Source organism: Roseomonas sp. F4 (assembly GCF_053891155.1).
The window spans coordinates 185,337-200,184 of record NZ_JBSSHK010000003.1 but is presented as its reverse complement, the minus strand read 5'-3'; the positions used below and the strand labels follow the sequence as shown (position 1 = coordinate 200,184).

The 14,848-nt window shown below is 71.9% G+C and carries 13 protein-coding genes; 8 read left to right on the top strand and 5 right to left on the bottom strand.

Going from position 1 to position 14,848, the window contains the following annotated elements:
- Positions 1-3 precede the first annotated feature (3 nt).
- The 5 genes from ACVFYP_RS13265 (at position 4) to ACVFYP_RS13245 (ending at position 6,624) form a co-directional block, all read left to right on the top strand.
- Positions 4-1,176 (top strand): SEL1-like repeat protein, encoded by a 1,173-nt coding sequence (locus tag ACVFYP_RS13265; protein WP_499200659.1) that lies wholly within the window; start codon positions 4-6, stop codon positions 1,174-1,176.
- Positions 1,177-1,246: 70 nt separating this feature from the next.
- Positions 1,247-3,163 carry a hypothetical protein gene (locus ACVFYP_RS13260; protein WP_499200658.1) on the top strand — a complete coding sequence of 639 codons (1,917 nt, stop codon included), beginning with the start codon at positions 1,247-1,249 and terminating at the stop codon, positions 3,161-3,163.
- Positions 3,160-3,894 (top strand): ABC transporter ATP-binding protein, encoded by a 735-nt coding sequence (locus ACVFYP_RS13255; protein WP_499200657.1) that lies wholly within the window; start codon positions 3,160-3,162, stop codon positions 3,892-3,894. Before ACVFYP_RS13260 ends, ACVFYP_RS13255 begins: the two co-directional genes overlap by 4 nt.
- Positions 3,895-3,898: 4 nt before the next feature.
- Complete coding sequence (locus ACVFYP_RS13250; RefSeq protein ID WP_499200656.1) at positions 3,899-5,080, top strand: FtsX-like permease family protein; 1,182 nt, start codon at positions 3,899-3,901, stop codon at positions 5,078-5,080.
- Positions 5,081-5,097: 17 nt separating this feature from the next.
- A complete protein-coding gene (locus tag ACVFYP_RS13245; RefSeq protein ID WP_499200655.1) occupies positions 5,098-6,624 on the top strand; it encodes a formylglycine-generating enzyme family protein in 1,527 nt (508 codons plus the stop codon).
- A 12-nt stretch (positions 6,625-6,636) separates the two neighbouring features.
- On the opposite strand, the gene ACVFYP_RS13240 is transcribed toward ACVFYP_RS13245, so the two are convergent.
- Entirely contained in the window at positions 6,637-7,617 is a 981-nt protein-coding gene (locus ACVFYP_RS13240) for a tripartite tricarboxylate transporter substrate binding protein (RefSeq protein ID WP_499200654.1), read from the bottom strand.
- A gap of 37 nt (positions 7,618-7,654) precedes the next feature.
- Positions 7,655-8,803 (bottom strand): mandelate racemase/muconate lactonizing enzyme family protein, encoded by a 1,149-nt coding sequence (locus ACVFYP_RS13235; protein WP_499200653.1) that lies wholly within the window; start codon positions 8,801-8,803, stop codon positions 7,655-7,657.
- A 102-nt stretch (positions 8,804-8,905) separates the two neighbouring features.
- On the opposite strand from ACVFYP_RS13235, the gene ACVFYP_RS13230 reads away from it, so the two are divergent.
- On the top strand, positions 8,906-9,808 hold the full coding sequence (locus tag ACVFYP_RS13230) for a LysR substrate-binding domain-containing protein (RefSeq protein WP_499200652.1): 903 nt from the start codon (positions 8,906-8,908) through the stop codon (positions 9,806-9,808).
- A gap of 57 nt (positions 9,809-9,865) precedes the next feature.
- On the opposite strand, the gene ACVFYP_RS13225 is transcribed toward ACVFYP_RS13230, so the two are convergent.
- Together ACVFYP_RS13225 and ACVFYP_RS13220 are read right to left on the bottom strand one after the other, a co-directional pair.
- Complete coding sequence (locus tag ACVFYP_RS13225; RefSeq protein ID WP_499200651.1) at positions 9,866-10,573, bottom strand: ribonuclease activity regulator RraA; 708 nt, start codon at positions 10,571-10,573, stop codon at positions 9,866-9,868.
- 68 nt (positions 10,574-10,641) lie between these two features.
- Positions 10,642-12,231 (bottom strand): alpha-amylase family glycosyl hydrolase, encoded by a 1,590-nt coding sequence (locus tag ACVFYP_RS13220; RefSeq protein ID WP_499200650.1) that lies wholly within the window; start codon positions 12,229-12,231, stop codon positions 10,642-10,644.
- Between the two features lie 117 nt (positions 12,232-12,348).
- Between ACVFYP_RS13220 and ACVFYP_RS13215 the strand changes: the two genes are divergently transcribed.
- Positions 12,349-12,609, top strand: a complete 261-nt coding sequence (locus ACVFYP_RS13215) for a hypothetical protein (RefSeq protein ID WP_499200649.1) — start codon at positions 12,349-12,351, stop codon at positions 12,607-12,609.
- Positions 12,610-12,624: 15 nt separating this feature from the next.
- Here ACVFYP_RS13215 and lhpI read toward each other — a convergent pair whose 3' ends face one another.
- Entirely contained in the window at positions 12,625-13,554 is a 930-nt protein-coding gene (gene lhpI, locus ACVFYP_RS13210) for a bifunctional Delta(1)-pyrroline-2-carboxylate/Delta(1)-piperideine-2-carboxylate reductase (protein WP_499200648.1), read from the bottom strand.
- Positions 13,555-13,786: 232 nt separating this feature from the next.
- Here lhpI and ACVFYP_RS13205 point away from each other — a divergent pair, with 232 nt between their 5' ends.
- Entirely contained in the window at positions 13,787-14,815 is a 1,029-nt protein-coding gene (locus ACVFYP_RS13205) for an amino acid ABC transporter substrate-binding protein (RefSeq protein WP_499200647.1), read from the top strand.
- Positions 14,816-14,848: the final 33 nt, after the last annotated feature.

Genomic DNA, 14,848 nt, shown 5'->3' with positions numbered 1-14,848 from the left:
GGCATGGCCACCCAGATGCGGATCCAGGCGCTGCCGGGGCGGGATGACGACATCACCTGCGCGATCGTCTTCAGCCCGGTCGAGACCACCCCCGGCACGGCGCTGGTGCTGATCCAGCGCCCCGATGCGAAGGAGGGCATGCTGGGGCCGCGCGGCTGGGCGGTGGCCTCGGACGGGCTGCGGCCACGGCTGGTGGAACGGCGAGGCGGCGAGTTGTGGTTGATGTTCGGCTCGCAATTGTCGTGGCATCTGCAACGCGGCACCCCGGTCGCGGTGACGGAGATGTCGAGCGGCCTGTCGGGCAAGGCGATCTGGCCGGCGATCCCGCGTGGCCGGCCACCCACCGTCATGCCCAGCCTGGATGACGGCGACCGGCAGGAGATGTCCGGCCAGGACGGCACGGGCCAGGACCGCACGGTGGTGCAGCCACCGCCCCCACCGCCGCCGCCACCACCGCGACCCCCGATCGAAAGGCCGCCAGCGCCCGGCCCAGGGCCAGGGGTGACCGGACCGGTCGTCCCGCCCGTGGGTGGCGGTGACCGGCCGCCGCCAGGGCCAGCCAGCCCGCCGCGCCGGGGATGGCTGCTGCTGCTGGTCCCGCTGCTGCTGCTGGCCGGCGCGGCTGCCTGGTGGCTTCAGGGCCGGGGCGATTCGCCGACGGTCGAGGAGGCGGCGCCGCAACCCTCGCCGGCACCGCCACCCCAGGCGGCCACGCCGGCGCCTCAGCCAGTCCCGGCCCAGCCCGATCCGGCCCAGGCCGATGCCTGTCTGGATGTGGCCACCATCCTGACGCCGGACTGCCCACGGTCGCGGCTGGCGACGCTGGCGCCGGAGGTCCAGCTGCGGCTGGCGGAGGGGCTGCTGCAACGTGGTGGGCGGCCCTCCCTGGGCCTGGCGCTGGAACTGCTCATCACCGCCGCCAGCAATGGTCACGGCCCGGCACAGATGGCGCTGGCGCGGCTTTATGACCCGGCCAGCTTCGTGCCAGGTGGGGCGGTGCCCAACGCCAATCCGGCGCGGGCGCTCGACCTGTATCGCGATGCCGCCGGCAATGCGGTGGCGGAGGCTGGCCCGGCGCGGGACGCCCTGGCGCAGCGCCTGCGAAGCGAGGCACAGGGTGAAGGCGCCACCGCCGACCGAGCGCGCACCATCCTGCGCCAGGCCGGTCTGGAATAGCCGCCGTGGCGATCCGCCCTTCGCGGGGTTTCCGGCCCGTGCCCCTCCGCAACAGCCAGGGAAGATTGCCATGCGCCGCCGAGATCTGATTGCCGCCGGGCTCGCCGCCCCCCTGCTGCCCGCCTCGGGCCAGGCCCAGCCCGCCCCCACCACACCGCGCATGGCCTTGCTCATGGAAGGCAAGCGCACGCTGCGCCAGCGCGTGCTGACCCGCCCCGCCGCGGTGCCACGGCCCAGGCCGGGCGCGCCGGCCGCCGGGGAGAGGCTGCCGCCGCTCAGCCCGCTTTTCGTCTTCGCGCGCCAGCCCGGCCCCGACGGCCAGCCCTGGATCGAGGTCGGCCGCGCGTCGGAGGGTGCGACGCTGGGCTGGATTCCGGCCGCCGAGGCGATCGACTGGGCGCACACCATGACGGCGGTGTTCCAGAACCCGGCCGGCCGCGCGCCAACCCTGTTCTTCGAGCGCCGCGACCCGCTGATCGCGCTGATGGGGGGCCAGAACCCCTTCGCGGAGGCGCAGCAACTGGCCGCGACCGCCGCACGGCCGCCGGTGCCGGAGGGCTTCCCGGTGGTGGCGTCGGAGCCGGCCACGCATATCGACATCCGCCGGCAATTCTACCTGCTGCCGATCCTCCAGGCGGACCACATCGTGTTCCAGGACAACCGTGAATTCCGCGCGCTGGAAGTGGCCTCGATCCCGGTCGGGGAGTCGCCGCCGCCGGCCCCGCAGGTCTTCACCCTGGACGTCGCCTTCCTGGTCGACACCACGCTGTCCATGCAGCCCTATATCGACCAGGTGCGCGGCGCGCTGAACCAGATCATCGCCGCGGGCACGGCCACGCCGCAGCGCCGCACCCGCTACGCCCTGGTCGGCTTCCGCAACAGCCTGGAAGCGCAGCCGCGGCTGGAATACTTGGTGCGCCCCTTCGCCCGCTTCGCCGACAACCAGGACCCGGCGGACTTCGCCCGCCGCGCCGCCGAGATGCGCGCGACGGAGGTCGACAGCCTGTCCTTCAACGAGGACAGCTTCGGCGCCATCCAGGGCACGATCAAGGAGCTGGACTGGGGCCAGGGCCACGGCAAGCTGATCGTGCTGGTCACCGATGCCGGCAGTCGTGTCTCCACCGACCGCTTCTCCGCCACCGGCATGGGCCCGGCGCAGCTCGGCGCCTTCGCCCTGGAACAGCAGGTGGCGATCATGGTGCTGCACCTGAAGACGCCGCAGGGCCGCAACAACCATCGCTTCGCGGAACAGCAGTACCGCCAGCTTTCGGCGGCCCCGCTGCCGGCGCTCGGGGCGCAGTATTTCCCGGTGGAGAACGGCGATCCGGCGGCGCTGGACCAGCAGGTGCGCGGCGTGATCCGCGGCCTGGCCCGCATCGCGGAGGCCGCGCCCCCGCCCACCGCCCAGGCCCAGCGCGCGCCGGAGGACAGCGCGGCGCTGATCGGCCATGCCATGCGCCTGGCCTGGCTCGGCCGCCGGGACCGCGTCGCGGCGCCGGATGTGCTGCGCGCCTGGGCCACCGACCGCTACCGCCAGGGCAACCCGCCCGAGAATCTGGAGGTGCGGGTGCTGCTGACGCGCAACCAGCTCAACACGCTGGGCCAGTCGCTGCGCGCGATCCTCCAGGCCGGGCGCTCCGGCATGCTCGACACCGATGCGATGTATGACCGGCTGCGCCAGACCGCCGCGGCCCTGGCACGCGACCCGGAGCAACTACGCCAGCGCGGGCTGGAACGGCTGGGCGACCTGCTGGGCGAGTTCATCGACGGCCTGCCCTATCGCAGCCTGATCGCCACGCTGACGCGGGAGGATTGGCGGGAGATGGAGCCGGGTGAGCGCGACGAGATTCTGAACGAGCTCGATTCCCGCATCCGCGCCTATGAGGAGTTCAACAACGCCCCGCAGCTCTGGTGGCCGCCCAATCCGCGCGACGCGCGGGAGACCGGGGAGCAGATGTTCCTAGTGCCGCTGGACCTTCTGCCGTGAATGACCCGCCGCTGCTGGAGCTGCGCGAAGTGGTGATGCGGCGCGGCAGCGGGACGGAGGGCTTCCGGCTGGAAGTGCCGGACCTGCTGCTGCACCGTGGCGCGCGGCTGGCGCTGCTCGGCGCCTCCGGAAGTGGCAAGAGCACCCTGCTGGAATTGCTGGCCCTGGCCTCCGCCCCGCACCGTGCCGCGCTGTTCCGCTTCAGCCCCGCCCAGCCGGCGCTGGATGCGGCCGCGGCCTGGCGCCAGGGCGGGCGCAGCCTGGATCCCTGGCGGGCGCGGCATGTTGGCTATGTGCTGCAGACTGGCGCGCTGCTGCCCTTCCTGACCATCGGCGACAATATCGCGCTGCAGGCCAAACTCGGCGGCGGCGCGCCGCCAGGGCCGGTACAGATGCGGGTGCGTGAACTGGCAGCGCGGCTCGGCATCGCGGATCAGTTGGGCAAGCTGCCGGCGGCGCTTTCCGTCGGGCAGCGGCAGCGCGCCGCCATCGCGCGCGCGCTGGTGCACCGCCCGGCGCTGCTGCTGGCCGATGAGCCGACAGCCTCCGTGGACCCGGCTTTGGCGATGGAGGTGATGGACCTGCTGCTGACCGAGGCCTCGGCCGCCGGCGCGGCGCTGGTGCTGGCCAGCCACGACCACGCCGCGGTGGCGCGCCTGGCCCTGCCGGTGCTGCGCTTCGAGGCCTTTCGTGACGCCGATGGGGCCGCCGCCCGCATCGTGGCGGGCTGAGCGCATGCGCCTCGTCATCCGGCTCGCCATCGCGGATGCGCTGCACGACCGACTTCTGTTCGCCTGCGCCGCCCTGACCGTGGCGGCGGTGCTGCTGCCGCTGCTGCTGTTGCTGAGCCTCAAGACCGGTTTGGTGGAGCGCATGATCGCGGATCTGCGCGCCGATCCCGGGGCGGTGGAATTGCGTCTGCGCGGCAACGGAGCGCTGTCCCCCGCCTGGTTCGAGGCGATGCGCGCGCGGCCGGATGTGGCCTTCGTCGTGCCGCGCGTCCGCACCTTCGGCTCCGCCATCCAATATGCCCGGGCCGACGACCCGCTGCGGGCGCGCCAGGCGGATATCATGGCTTCCGGCCGCGGCGATCCATTGCTGGGGGCCACCGCCGCCCTGGTCACGGAGGGGCAGGTGGTGGTCAGCCGCCGGGTGGCGGAGGAGGCGCGGCTGCGGCCGGGCGACGAGTTGCTGCTGTGGCGTCCCATCCCCCCCCGCGCCGGCGCTGCCGCGCGCCGCGTGGAACAGCGCCTGCGCGTGGCCGCCATCGCCCCGGCCGGCGCCAGCGACCAGCGCCATGTCTTCGGCACCGCCAGCCTGGCCGGGCTGCTGGAGGATCTGGGCGAGCGGGAGGGTGCCACCGACATCCCGGCACAGCGGACCTTTGCCTCCTTCCGTCTTTATGCGCGTGACGTCGCCGATGTGGCCGGGCTGCAACGGCATCTGGAATCGCAGGGGATGGAGGTGGACAGCGACGCGGGACGCATCGCCTTCGCCTTCCGCATCGACCGCAACCTGACGCTGCTGTTCCTGGTCCTGGTCGGCTGCGCCAGCCTCGGCGTGGCGGGCGCGCTGGCGGCGGCGCTGTGGAGCAATGTCGTGCGCAAGCGGCGATCGCTGTCGCTGCTGCGGCTGATGGGGATGCCGGCGGCGCGACTGGCGCTGTTCCCGCTGGTCCAGGCGGGGCTTGTGGTGCTGGCGGGCTGTGCGCTGGCGGCTGGCGCCACCGCCGGCGGCGCGGCCATCATCAATGCGCTGTTCGCCGAGGCGCAGGGCGTGCCTACCCTCGCCCGTGTTGTGGCCTGGCATCTGGCCGCGGCCACGCTGGGGGCGCTGCTGCTGGGGCTGCTGGCCGGCGGGCTCGCCGTGCGTCCGGTACTGCGGATTGCGCCGTCGGAAGGGTTGCGGGACGGATGAGAAGGCGGGGCAGCGACATGATGCGGAAGGTGATTCTGATGGCGGCGGCAATGCTGGGCCTGATGGCCCTGCCCGCACGGTCCCAGGAGCCCGCGCCGGACTGGAACCCCCGCCCGGCGCCGGAGGGTGACCTGGTGCTGTCGCTGCCCTGCGGCCAGGGGTTGGTGTTCCGCCGCGTGCTGACCCCGCTCTCCAGCAGTCTGCTGGCGGACCGCCGCGCCATTCTGGGCGACGAGGATGCGGAATCGCCCTTCTTCGAATTCGTGCGGGAGGCCTTCGTCGCCGGCAATTTCGGCAGCGAGGCGGAGGTGCATTACTGGATCGGGAAGTATGAGGTCACCGCCGGCCAGTACACCGCCGTCATCCGCGGCTGCGAGGCGCTGCATGGGCTGAGCCCCGGCCAGCGCCGCCTGCCGCAGACCAACCTGTCCTGGTTCGACGCGATCCGTTTCACCGAGGCCGCGACCCGGCACGTGCTGCGCGACCCGAACAACGCCATGCCCGCGGAACGCGGCGTGCGCGGCTTCCTGCGGCTGCCGACCGAGGCGGAATGGGAATATGCCGTGCGCGGCGGTGCGACCGTCTCCGACGCCGAGTTCCGCGGCCGGCTGCCGCCGATGGAGGGACCGGTCACCAACTGGGCGCAGCTGCGACGCACCGGCACGCGGTCCAGTCCCGTGCCCGTCGGGCTGCTGCAGCCGGACCGGCTGGGGCTGTATGATATGCTCGGCAATGCCGAGGAGATGGTGATGGACCCGTTCCGCCTGACGCGGGGCGGGCGTGCCGGCGGGCGGGCGGGCGGCCTCGTCACCCGTGGCGGCGACATCAACATCGCGCCCGACCGCATCCGCACCAGCCAGCGGGTGGAACGCGCGCCGTTCCGCCCGGATGGCACGCCGACCAGCCTGCCCAGCCTGGGCTTCCGGATGGCGATCGGCCTGCCCGTCGTCGTGGACAACAGCGCCATCGCCCGCCTGCGCAGCAACTGGGAGGAGGAGGTCGGTCAGGCAGGCCCGGAGCCGGGCGCGGATCCACGTCGAATGGTGCAGCAGCTGGAACAGGCGGCGGTGGACCCGGCGGAGCGCCAGCGCCTAGCGGCGCTGCGCGCGGCGGTGGAAGGCGAACGCGCCGCGCGCGTGCAGTCCGAGGAGCGTGGCGCCCGCAGCGCCATCGGCGCCGGCGCCGCGCTGATTCGCGTGATGCGCACCTACCACCACACCGGGTCCGAGTTGCGCGCGGAGCTCCGCAACGCCGGCAACCGGCCGAACCCGGTATTGCGGGAAACCATCGCGAGCATGGACAGTGTGCGCGACTCTGTCTTCACCATCCTGGCCAGCCTGGTCCTGCAGCAGGTCGATACCCCGCAGGCCCTGGTGGAGGCGCAGCTTCAGGTCTGGCGCCAGGAAGCCACCACGCAGCCTGGCTTCGACCGGCTGCGCGACTTCGCCACGATGTTCGCCGCGGAGGTCGAGGCGGCGCGAACCGGGCGCAGCGTGCCGCGCGAAGAGGCCTATCGCCGCCTGCTGGTCGGCATCCCGGATTGAGTGGGCCGGCCCTCAATCCACCTTGATGTCGCCCGCCCGGATCACCTCGTCCCACTGCGCGATCTCCGCCAGCAGGTCCGTCCGCGCCGCCTCCGGCGTGCTGCCCACGGTATCAAAACCCAGCTCGGTCAGCCGGGCGCGGGTGGTGGGGCTGGTGATGGCGCGGTGGGCGGCCTCGGCCAGGCGGACCACCACAGGCTCCGGCAGCCCGGCGGGGCCGATCAGGGCGTTCAGCAAGGCGGCATTCACCTGCGGGAAGCCGGCCTCCGCCATGCTCGGCACCTCCGGCATCAGGGCGGCGCGCGTGGCGCCGGTGATGGCCAAGGCGCGCAGCCTGCCGCCGCGCACATGTTCCGCCATGGCGGGGATGGTGCCGAAGGCCATGTGGACGCGGCCGGCGATGAGGTCCGTGATCATCGGCCCGCCGCCGCGATAGGGCACGTGCAGGAAGGTGAAATCGGCGGCGAGGCGGAACTGCTCGCCGGCCATATGCACCGCCGTGCCATTGCCGGCGGAGCCGAAGGTCAGCTCGTTCGGCTTGGCCTTCGCCTCCCGCACCAGCGCCGCCACATCCCGCCAGGGCGCGCTGGCCGGCACCACCAACACCAGCGGCGAGCGGACGAGGACGGAGACGAAGCTGAAATCCCGCCGCGTGTCATAGGGCAGGCGGCTGCCGAGCAGGCCCGGATTGACCACGAAGGCGCTGTCGATGACGCCCAGCGTGTGCCCATCGGGTGGCGCCGTGGCGATGGCCTGGGTGCCGGTGACGCTGGCGCCACCACCGCGATTCTCCACCGCGAAGGACTGGCCGAGGGATTGCGACAATTCCTGCGCCAGCAGCCGGGCCGTGATGTCCGTGGCGCCGCCGGGCGGATAGGGCACGACCAGCCGGACGGGGCGGGAGGGGTAGGTCTGTGCCAGGGCTGGCGCGGCCAGCCCGGCCGCCAGGGCGGTGCCGAGCAGGACTCGGCGACGCATCGTCATCATGGTCATCGGCGGTTTCCTCCGTGTTTTTCTTGATTGGGGCGGATCAGTCGCGGCTCAGGCTCCACTGGTCGGTCAGCCAGGGGGCGAGGCGCTCGGGGTCCAGTTCCAGCCCGATGCCCGGCGTCTCCGGCAAAGCGAGCATCCCCTCCGCATCCGGCTGCGGCGTGCCGAGCAGGGTCAGCAAGGGATTGGGCGTCGCGTCGTATTCGATGAAGGGATAGGGCGCCGGCCCGCCGCCGCGCCGCGCCGGCAGCAGGGCGGCCATCTGCAAGGCGGCGTGGAAATTCACCAGCGTGCCGAAGACATGCGGCATCACCGGCAGGTCATAGGCATCGGCCAGCGCCGCGACCTTCCGAAAGCCGGTGAAGCCGCCGCAGACGGTCAGGTCGGGTTGCAGGACGGAGAAGGTGCGGGCGGCGAGGAAGTCGCGGAAGGCCGCCGGGCTGGCCAAAGCCTCCCCGCCCGCGATGGCGCAGGGCACGGCGCGGGCGACGGTCTGGTAGCCGGGGATGTCCTCCGGCTGCAAAGGCTCCTCGATCCAGAGCAGCCCGGCCTCCTCCATCCGCTTGGCGGATTCGATGGCGGAGCCGACGCCGTAGCCCTGGTTGATATCGACCATCAGCGCGACGTCGTCGCCCACCTGCTGGCGCATCGCCCTGGTCATCACCCCATCGGCACGCGGGTCGAAGCCGGCGCGGGGCTTGATGGCGCGAAAGCCCCGGCGCAGCAGGGCGTCGATCTGTTCGGGATAGGCGCCGTAGGGCGAAGCGCCTTCCGCGATGAAGGGGCCGCTGGCATAGGCCAGCATGCGCTGGCGCAGCGCCCCGCCCAGCATCGCCGCCACGCTGATGCCCTGGCTGCGCGCGGCGGCGTCATGCAGCGCCATGTCGATCGCGGAAGCCGCCATCATCGCCGGGCCGCGCCGATCATAGCCCAGCGTGCCCAGCATCGCCTGGTACAGCCGCCCGTATTCCCGCACCGGCTGGCCCAGCAGCAGCGGCGCCAGCTTCGCCTTGATCAGCGCGGCGGCGGCGAAGGGCGAGGCAAAGACCTCGCCCCAGCCGACCACGCCCGACTCCGTCTCGATACGGACCAGCAGGAAGTCGCGGCGGCGGATGAAGGTGGAGGCGTTGCCGAGCGCCGGCATCGGCGCGAATCCGGCATGGAAGCCCTGGATGCGGGTGATTTTCATGCGTTTCCCCGGCGCTGCTTGCGGTGCGCTCGGCCCGAAAGCTGCGGCGAAGGGATCATGCTGTCAAATACGGATAGCTGCTGACATCATAGGCATATGGCTATGAACCTCAATCTGCGCGAATTGCAGGTCTTCCGCGCCGTGATGGAGCAGGGCGGCGTCACGGCCGCCGCCGCGGCCCTCGGCATGTCGCAGCCCGCCGCCAGCAAGATGCTGCAACAGGCGGAGGAGCGGCTGGGCTTCGCCCTGTTCCTGCGCCAGCGCAAACGCCTGGTGCCGACGGCGGAGGCGCATGCGCTGCTGCCGGAGCTGGTCGGCGCCTTCACCGCGCTGGATGATCTCGGCCGGCTGGCGGAGGATCTGCGCGGCGGACGCTCCGGCCTGCTGACGCTGGTGGCGGTGCCGGCGCTGACCACCACCCTGCTGCCCCGCGCCATCGCGCGTTTCCGCAGCAATCGGCCGGAGGTGTTTCTGGCGCTGCGGGCGGTGACGGCGATCGAGGCGGTGAATCTGGTGGCGGACCACCGCGCCGACCTGGCGCTGATCCTCGGCACCACGCCGGATGCCAGGACGGAGGCGCGCAGCCTGTTCACCTCGGAAATCGGCTGCGCCCTGCCGCCGGGGCATGCGCTGGCCGCGAAACGCGCGCTGCATCTGGCGGATATCCTGGACCAGCCGCTGATCTCACTGGGTCCGCAGCAGCCGGTGGGCGCGGTACTGCACCGGGCGCTGGCGGAGGCCGGGCGCAGCGGGCGGATCGCCATGGAGGTTTCGCAATCGGCCATCGCCTGCGCCCTGGTGCGGGAAGGGGCGGGGATCGCGGTGCTGGATGGGGTGGGGCTGCGGGAGGCGCGGTCGCTGGGTTTGGTGGTGCGCAAGCTGCTGCCGCGCACGCGGCTGGCCGTCAGCCTGCTCCGGCCGCGTCACCGCGCACCGTCGCGGCTGGAGCAGGATTTTGTGGCGGTGCTGGATGGGGTGGTGGCGGAGGAAGGGCGCGCGCCGTGACGCGCGCCCAGTGGCTCACGCCCAGTCGTTCACGTCCCGTCGTTCACGTCCCGTCGTTCACGCCCGGCCGGCGGCCTTGTCGGCCTCGTAGCGGGCCTTGGTCTCGGCATTGGCCGGGTACAGGCCAGGCAGGGCGACGCCCTTGCCGACTTCCACCATGATCCAGGCCTCCAGCCGCTCCTGCTCGACGGCCGCATCCACCACGGCATCCAGCAACGCAGCCGGGATCACCACGGCGCCGTCCTGATCGGCCACCACGATATCGCCCGGCACCACGGTCACGCCGCCGCAGCCGATCGTCTCCTGCCAGCCCACGAAATTCAGCGCGGCGACGGAGGCCGGGGCCACATAGCCCTGGCAGAACACCGGCAGGTCGGTGCCGATCACGCCGGCGCCGTCGCGCACCATGCCGTCCGTGACCAGGCCGGCGACGCCCTTCTTGGCCATGCGGGCGCACAAGATGTCGCCAAAAATACCGGCGGCGGTGCTGCCCATGGCATCCGCCACGGCGACGGCGCCTTCCGGCATCGCCTCGATGGCGGCGCGGGTGGAGGTGGGGGAGGCCCAGCTATCGACGGTGGCCAAGTCCTCGCGCGTCGGGGTGAAGCGCAGGGTGAAGGCGGGGCCGACGATGCGCTTCGTCGGGCCGGGCACCAGCGGGCGGCTGCCGGCGATGTAGCAGAAGCGCACGCCCTTCTTGAGCAGCACCGTGGTCAGGGTGGCGGTGGTCACACCCATCAGGGCGTCGCGCTGGGCGGGGGTCATGGATAGGCTCCGTGCTTCGATGCCGAAGCTTGAAGCGCGGTCCGGCCCCGCCGTCCAGACCACCCGCCCTACGGCATCCGGGCCAGCGCCACGCCCCAGGGGGGCAGCGTGCCCTGCGGATCGGGCAGGACATGGTCCGCCAGCGGCCGCGCGCCCTCCAGCAGCGCCGGCGGCACCGGGGCAGGATTGGCCGAGAGGTTGAACAGGCAGCGCAGCGTCGCGCCGCTGGCCGCATCCACCCGGTCGTAGCCCAGCAGTGGCGCCGGCAGATCCAGCGGCACCAGGTCGCCGGTGATCATCGCCGGATGTTCGTGGCGCAGTTTCAACAGCGCACGAGTGAAGTGCAGCGGGCTTTCGGCATCGGCCTCCTGCGCATCGATCGCCAGGGGCAGATGCGGCTCCGGCACTGGCAGCCAGGGCGTGCCGGTGGTGAAGCCGGCATGGGGGGCCTCCCGCTGCCAGGGGATCGGGGTGCGGGACCCGTCGCGGCCGGCGAAATCCGGCCAGAAGGCGATGCCGAAGGGGTCGCGCAGCGCCTCGAAGGGCAGTTCCGCCTCGGGCAGCCCGAGCTCCTCGCCTTGGTAAAGACAGATGCTTCCGCGCAGGGTCAGCAGCAGCGCCAGCAGCAGCCGCGTCACCGCCGGCTGCGCCACGCCGCCCGGCGCCCAGCGGCTGGCGGCGCGCACCACGTCGTGGTTGCTGAAGCACCAGCAGGCCCAGCCATCCGGATTGGCCGCCGCCTGCACCAGCAGGCTCGCGATCGTATGGTCGAAGGCGCCGCGCAGCGGGGCGAGCGTATAGGCCATGTGCAACAGCCCCGGCCCGGTGGAGCGTGCCACCCGCGCATGGGCGCCGGGCTGCGACGACAGCTCCCCCAGCAGCGCGCGATCCGGAAAGGCATCCGCCGTGGCGCGGAAATGCCGCAGGATGGTCGGCGTCTCCGGCCCCATCATGTCGTATTGGTGCAGCTGCATGCCGAAAAGCTTGGACGGAATCTCTGGCTTCGGCGGGGCCGCGGGATTGTCGCGCAGCGCCGGGTCGCGATGCATGAAGTCCAGCGCGTCGATGCGAAAGCCGTCGACTCCGCGCGACATCCAGAAGCGCATGATCTCCCCCACCGCATCCCGCGTGGCGGGCTCGGCCAGGTTCAGCGCCGGCTGCTCGGCCAGGAAGTGGTGCAGGTAGTATTGCCGGCGACGGCTTTCCCAGCGCCAGGCGGGGCCGCCGAAGACGGACAGCCAGTTGTTCGGCGGCGTGCCATCCGGCCGCGGATCGGCCCAGATGTAGCGATCCGCCAGCGGACCGGTCCGCCGCGCCCGGCTTTCGATAAACCAGGGATGCTCCAAGCTGGTATGGCCCACCACCAGGTCCAGCATCACCTTCAGGCCGCGCGCATGGGCGCCTGCCACCAGGGCGTCGAAGTCCGCCATGGTGCCATAGGCCGGGTCGATGGCGCAGTGGTCGGCGATGTCGTAGCCGAAATCCGCCTGGGGCGAGACATAGATCGGCGAGAGCCACAGCGCGTCCACGCCGAGGCTGGCGATATGGTCCAGCCCGGCGAGCAGGCCGCTCAGGTCACCCACCCCGTCCCCGTCCGAATCCCGGAAGGACCTCGGATAGACCTGGTAGATCACCGCACCCTGCCACCATGCCGTCATGCATCCGCTCCGCGCGTTTCGCCTGTGAAAAGCCTGTTTCCCGGCCCTGGGTTCCCTGCCGCGAACCCGGCCATGCCCCCGGGCGTTGAGGCTGCCTCGGGATGAGGAGCGCGGGATATGGACGACAAGGACCGGATGGGCGAAGCAAAAGGCGCGGAGGACGCGCTGCGCCCGACCCTGCCCGGCGGCGAAAGGGTGCGTGAGGGCGAGACCGGCGATGCGCAGGATGCCGTGACCGATGACGTGGATGATCGTGCCGCCGGCCAGATCGACGACCCGATCCAGCCCGGCGAAACCCAGCCGGGCGAGCGCATGGAACAGGCCCAGCTGCGCGGCGGCCCGGTGGATATCGCGCCGGAGCGGCTGCGCCGGCGCTGAAGCCCCGGTGGGGCGCTATTCCGCCCGATAGGCGAGTACGGCGGCGGCCAGATCCTCGCCGGCCCAGCCGACGGATTTGAACAGCGTGACCTCCGCCGCATCGCGCCGGCCGGGGTGTTCGCCACGGCACAGTTCGGCCAGATCGGCGGCGACATGGGCTTCGGTGATCGCGCCCTCGGCGATCGCCTGCACCACGTCGCCAGCCTCCGCCAGCCCGCCGGCGCGAGTGTCCAGCACCAGGGTGGCGCGGGCCAGAAGCGCGCCGTCGCTTTCCCGCATGGTCGGCCGGAAGGCACCGACCAGGTCGACATGCGTGCCGGGCGAAACTGCCGCACCCCGCACCAGAGGCGTTTCGGACAGGGTGGCGGCGGAGACGATGTCATAGCCCGCCGGGTCCGGGTTCCCGGTCGCCACCGCCGGCAGGCCATGCGCCGCCAGCCGTTGCGCCAGGGCCTGGGCATGGGCCGGGTTGCGGGACCAGATGGCGACATGCTCCAGCGCAAAGCGGTCGCACCAGGCCTCCGCCAGCGCCGCGCCGACGCGGCCGGCGCCCAGCACCAGCAGGCGCCGGCTGTCCTTTCGGGCCAGGAAGCGGCCCGCCAGGGTACTGGCGGCGGCGGTGCGGCGATCCGTCAGCTCCCCGCCATCCAGCATCGCCAGCGGCTGGCCGGTTTCGGCATCCGACAGCAGATAGACCGCCTGCACCGCCGGCAGGCCGCGCGCGCCATTGCCGGGGGCGACATGCACAATCTTCACGCCGGTGTAATGACGCGACCAGGCGGGCATCAGCAGCAGCATCCCTTCGGCGGCCCCGTGCACGGCGGGCAGCGGGTGGCGGTGGCGCAGCGGCGCATCGCAGCCCTGGCGGAACATCGTCTCCAGCGCTGCCTCAAGCTCCGCCCAGGGCAGGTCCGCCCGTATCTGGTCAGCCGAAATGATACGCATTCAGTTACATCCCAACCCACGCCGTGTCGGCGACAGGTTGGCGCCTGCCGGGCATCCGGGGAAGCGGCCGCGTTTGACAGGCCTTGATCGGCACCCTAGGCGAAGTGCCTCGGCGTGCCATGTTGCGCGTTGATCCCGGCCCGGGGCTGGCGCAGCATGTCTCCCGCGGGGAACATCGCGCCGGCGTATCGGCCGGACAGTGAGGCTTGAGACAATAATGGGAGTGCTCGGAATGAAAGCTCTTCGCCTGGCCCTGACGGCCGTGCTCGGCGGCGTGGCCATGATGGCAACGCCGGCGCTCGCGCAGGCACCCGGTTCACCGACTCTGGACGCGATCCGCGCCCGTGGCACGCTGATCTGCGGCGTGAACACCGGCCTCGCCGGCTTCGCCCAGCCGGACAGCCAGGGCGTCTGGCGCGGCTTCGACGTGGATTACTGCCGCGCGGTCGCCGTGGCGCTGTGGAACGACCCGAACAAGGTCCGCTACGTGCCGACCACCGCGCAGAACCGCTTCACGGCGCTGCAGTCGGGCGAGATCGACATGCTGTCCCGCAACACGACCTGGACGCTGTCCCGCGACACCTCGCTGGGCTTCGACTTCACCGGCATCAATTTCTTCGACGGCCAGGGCTTCATGGTGAAGACCGCCGCCGGCGTGCGCACCGCGCGCGACCTGAACGGCGCCACCATCTGCGTGCAGCCCGGCACCACCACCGAGCAGAACCTGACCGACTGGGCCCGCGCCAACCGCATCCGCTTCACCCCCGTGGTGATCGAGCGGCTGGAAGAAGTGGTGGGCGCCTATGTCGCCGGCCGCTGCGATGCCTATACCACCGACGTCTCCGGCCTGGCCTCCACCCGCTCGGCCCAGCCGCGCCCGGCGGACCATCTGATCCTGCCGGATGTCATCAGCAAGGAGCCGCTTGGCCCGGCAGTGCGCCATGGTGACCAGCGCTTCGCCGACCTGGTGAAGTGGATTCATTTCGGTCTGGTCGGTGCCGAGGAATTGGGCATCACCGCCGCCAACGTGCAGCAGGCGGCCCAGTCCGATGCGCGTCCGGACGTGCAGCGCATGCTCGGCCGCAGCGGTGAGCTCGGCCAGATGCTCAGCGTCGACAACCTGTGGATGGTCAACATCATCCGCACGCTGGGCAATTACGGCGAGATCTTCGAGCGCAACCTGGCGCCGATCGGCCTGCAGCGCGGCCCGAACGCGCTGTGGACCAATGGCGGCCTGCAATACGCCCCGCCGCTGCGCTGAACCGTTGCGCGCGGCCCCGGCCGCGCGACAACC